Genomic DNA, 3,092 nt, shown 5'->3' on the forward strand with positions numbered 1-3,092 from the left:
GCACTGATTAAGCAGTTATCTCCCCAGAAAAGTTAACTGCCGTCATTCAATTATTGGAGTTTCTGTCGGAGTTTCAGCCCTTCAATACCGCCTGAGTCAGTTCTTAGAGCATCTCCCCAGGAAAATCGAGTACCTGCGGCGCGAAGACGAATAGTAGCCAGCAGAACCGATCGCTTCCCAATTCCAGCAACAGCGATCGCCATTCAAAAGCTGAATTACGAAAATACAACACAAAAGAAAGGCGATCGCCAACTTAATCAAACCCGTAAAATTACTTAACGTGGGTGCGAGAATAAAGCAAGTAACATAAAATTAGCTGGATAAATTTGCTTCACTCAGTCTTGTAAGACTTACCTGCTTTCAGACTGAAATAGTGCTTAATATCTGTGTTTCCTATAATAATTCTTGAACAAATCTTTTGAATGGGTACAGTTTTGACAATTAAGACTTGATTGAGTAGCTAATTTTATAGCTTTGGCAGCTGAAGTTATTTACTGCTGATTTGTGTCTTGTGTCAGTCATCTCCTGTTTGTTGGTGCATCTTACCGATGTACTACAGACGGTCATGCCTATCCATAAAAAATACATTTATCACCTGCAACATTTCCCATGAAATCCCAACAAAGGAGCCGTAGACGTGGTGTAATCCTAACGCCCCAAGGATTGCAGAAACTCCAAGATGCAAAATCTCAATCAGAAAGTAATGAAAATTTTGATAAACATTATACCCGTGAAGCTTTAGGCTTTCGCATGGGGTTAGACCCAGATACGGTAGCAAAGGTATTTGCCTGTGAAATCGGAGTAGATCGGCAAACCCTGAATTATTGTTTCCAAGCATTCAAGCTACAACTAGAACCTAATGATTATCAGTTAGCCAATCCAGATATCAACCCCCAGGAAGACTACACAAAAATTCCAAATCGAATTGATTGGGGAGAAGCACCAGATGTATCCCTTTTTTACGGACGTACAGAAGAACTGGGAACCCTGAAGCACTGGATTTTAGCTGAGTCTACCCCAGAGCAAGCAATACCCTGCCGTCTCATTACCTTATTAGGCATAGGTGGTATCGGCAAAACCTACCTATCGATGAAGCTCGCTCAACAACTTCACAATCAGTTTGAGTTCGTGATTTGGCGATCGCTCCTTCCGGGTCCTTCACTGAACGATCTTTTAGCAGACTTAATCTCCGTCCTATCCGATGGGAAAGAAACTGATCTACCAGAATCATTCAATCACAGAATTTCACGACTGATTCATTATTTGCAACGTTATCGTTGCTTACTGGTTTTAGATGGTGCTGACAGAGTTCTCCAAGAATGTGCAGCCACAGAAATCACCTGTCGAGATTGCATCTGGCTTCACCACACAACCGGCGGGGAATACTGTGAGTTATTTAGGAGAGTGGGAGAAGCCACCCATCAAAGTTGCTTAATCTTAACCAGTCGGATCAAATCTCATGAGATCGCTCCGCTTGAAGGAAAGACAACACCTGTGCGAGTATTCTCTCTCCAAGGATTACAGGTTACAGACATACAAGAACTTTTGAAAACAAAAGGAACCTTTAGAGGAACGCCAGACGACTGGAATCGATTAATCGAATCCTATGGAGGGAATCCCCATATCCTAAACCGCATTGCCATAACGATTCAAAAGTTATTTGATGGTAGTATAACTGAATTTTTAAAACAAAAAGTTACACTTTTCGGTACAATTCTCAACGATTTATATCCAGAATTTGAATACCTATCAGATGTAGCTAAAGCAACGATTCAATGCATGGTACTTAATCGTCAACCCATTTCTTTTTCACAGCTACGAACAAAGATGCCATCCTCAGTTTCATCCCAAGAACTACTGGAAAGCTTAGAACTACTGCAAGGGCGATCGTGGATTGATGCCAAATCAGGTCTGTTTTCCCTCCAACCGATGATGATTGAATATGTCAAATCTTTTATTATTGATGAGCAGATCGCCAAATTTCAGCCGAACGCATTTCTGGATCAAGAACATCAACGTCAGGTAGCAAGCTAGAACTGTCAGGATGATCAATAGGGGTTTTAGCGATCGCAAATAACAGAGTAAACAGCATTTATAATAGAGCGATCGCTCAACAATCTAAGGTGACTTATACCAAGAGTGAAGCCACTAAAAGACATCACATTTACCTTACTCGCTAAGTCCACCAGTGCAGATGCTTACTAAAATGTTTTGCCACCAGAGAAAGTTACACCTATATTACAGGGGTTGCTGAGAATGTTTTCAGCAAGGGTATCAACCTCTGTAACTGAAGAGGCAGTTGTTGCTGGGAGCAGTTTATGTTTAATACAACCTTTTAGCCTCTATAGTTTGCGGTAATCGTAAAGGTTCTGATAAATCTGGAATTGCTAGTTCCCAACCGTTTGCTAAGGTAAAAATCTGACCCTCACATCCCTCTGTTTGGTTCACCACTTCTTCCTCAATATCTTTTTTGGCAATATAGACTACTAAATGTCCGGCAGCATTCTGACGCAGCATAACTTTCATTTGATTTCCTCAACAGGTTCTAGTTCTTTTTTGCGACAACCGACGATAAAGCCCTTGTCAATAAAATGCACTGCATAGATATAGGAATTTTGCAAAAAGGTCCCAATACTGACGATGTAGCCAATTTCTCCCTTTTTTGCTAGTGTTGCCCCAATTTCTTGACCGGGATATGTGCCATCGTTGCGGATCAGCTTGCGAGTTTTGACTTTTGAGCCAATTTCAAAGGCTGGTGGCAAGTCTAGTTCTAATTCATCCAATTGCATAAAATAACCTCTGGGATGGGACAAAACTCAATAGTTTTTGCATATTGAAGCTGCATTTGTTTTGTACCAATTCTTGCCACACTGCGTCTAAGATAGATTGGAATATCATCTGAGGTTAAACTCATACCCTATTGCTGTAGCAAATTAGTTACCAAGTGCCGATCTCAATGTTTACCCATTATGTGCTACCGATTCGTACTCAAAGAGCATCTAAAAATCTGTCATATAGCAATCCTAAATGAGAGCAACCTGATAGTATTTTTGTACTATAAAAATTATTTACTAATACACATCTCCAGAAAT

The 3,092-nt window shown here is 40.6% G+C and carries 4 protein-coding genes and 1 pseudogene; 1 reads left to right on the forward strand and 4 read right to left on the reverse strand.

Annotation, left to right across the window (positions count from 1 at the left end; all coding sequences use genetic code 11):
* Positions 1-50 precede the first annotated feature (50 nt).
* Complete coding sequence (locus tag RRG12_RS42325) at positions 51-203, reverse strand: hypothetical protein (protein WP_420761828.1); 153 nt, start codon at positions 201-203, stop codon at positions 51-53.
* Between the two features lie 406 nt (positions 204-609).
* Between RRG12_RS42325 and RRG12_RS42330 the strand changes: the two genes are divergently transcribed.
* Positions 610-2,034 carry an NB-ARC domain-containing protein gene (locus tag RRG12_RS42330; RefSeq protein WP_420761827.1) on the forward strand — a complete coding sequence of 475 codons (1,425 nt, stop codon included), beginning with the start codon at positions 610-612 and terminating at the stop codon, positions 2,032-2,034.
* 101 nt (positions 2,035-2,135) lie between these two features.
* Here RRG12_RS42330 and RRG12_RS42335 read toward each other — a convergent pair.
* From RRG12_RS42335 to RRG12_RS42345, 3 genes and pseudogenes are all read right to left on the reverse strand, one after another.
* Positions 2,136-2,279 (reverse strand): annotated as a pseudogene (locus RRG12_RS42335) (radical SAM protein); the annotation flags it as partial.
* 43 nt (positions 2,280-2,322) lie between these two features.
* Positions 2,323-2,526, reverse strand: a complete 204-nt coding sequence (nifT, locus tag RRG12_RS42340; protein ID WP_420761826.1) for a putative nitrogen fixation protein NifT — start codon at positions 2,524-2,526, stop codon at positions 2,323-2,325.
* Positions 2,523-2,789 (reverse strand): nitrogen fixation protein NifZ, encoded by a 267-nt coding sequence (locus tag RRG12_RS42345; RefSeq protein ID WP_420761825.1) that lies wholly within the window; start codon positions 2,787-2,789, stop codon positions 2,523-2,525. Before RRG12_RS42345 ends, nifT begins: the two co-directional genes overlap by 4 nt.
* Positions 2,790-3,092: the final 303 nt, after the last annotated feature.

The organism is Nostoc sp. CALU 546 (assembly GCF_048836525.1).

Bases quoted from the DNA above. Each gene is read 5' to 3' on its own strand.
- RRG12_RS42325 (WP_420761828.1), bottom strand. From the start codon at position 203: ATGGCGATCGCTGTTGCTGGAATTGGGAAGCGATCGGTTCTGCTGGCT.
- RRG12_RS42330 (WP_420761827.1), top strand. From the start codon at position 610: ATGAAATCCCAACAAAGGAGCCGTAGACGTGGTGTAATCCTAACGCCC.
- nifT (WP_420761826.1), bottom strand. From the start codon at position 2,526: ATGAAAGTTATGCTGCGTCAGAATGCTGCCGGACATTTAGTAGTCTAT.
- RRG12_RS42345 (WP_420761825.1), bottom strand. From the start codon at position 2,789: ATGCAATTGGATGAATTAGAACTAGACTTGCCACCAGCCTTTGAAATT.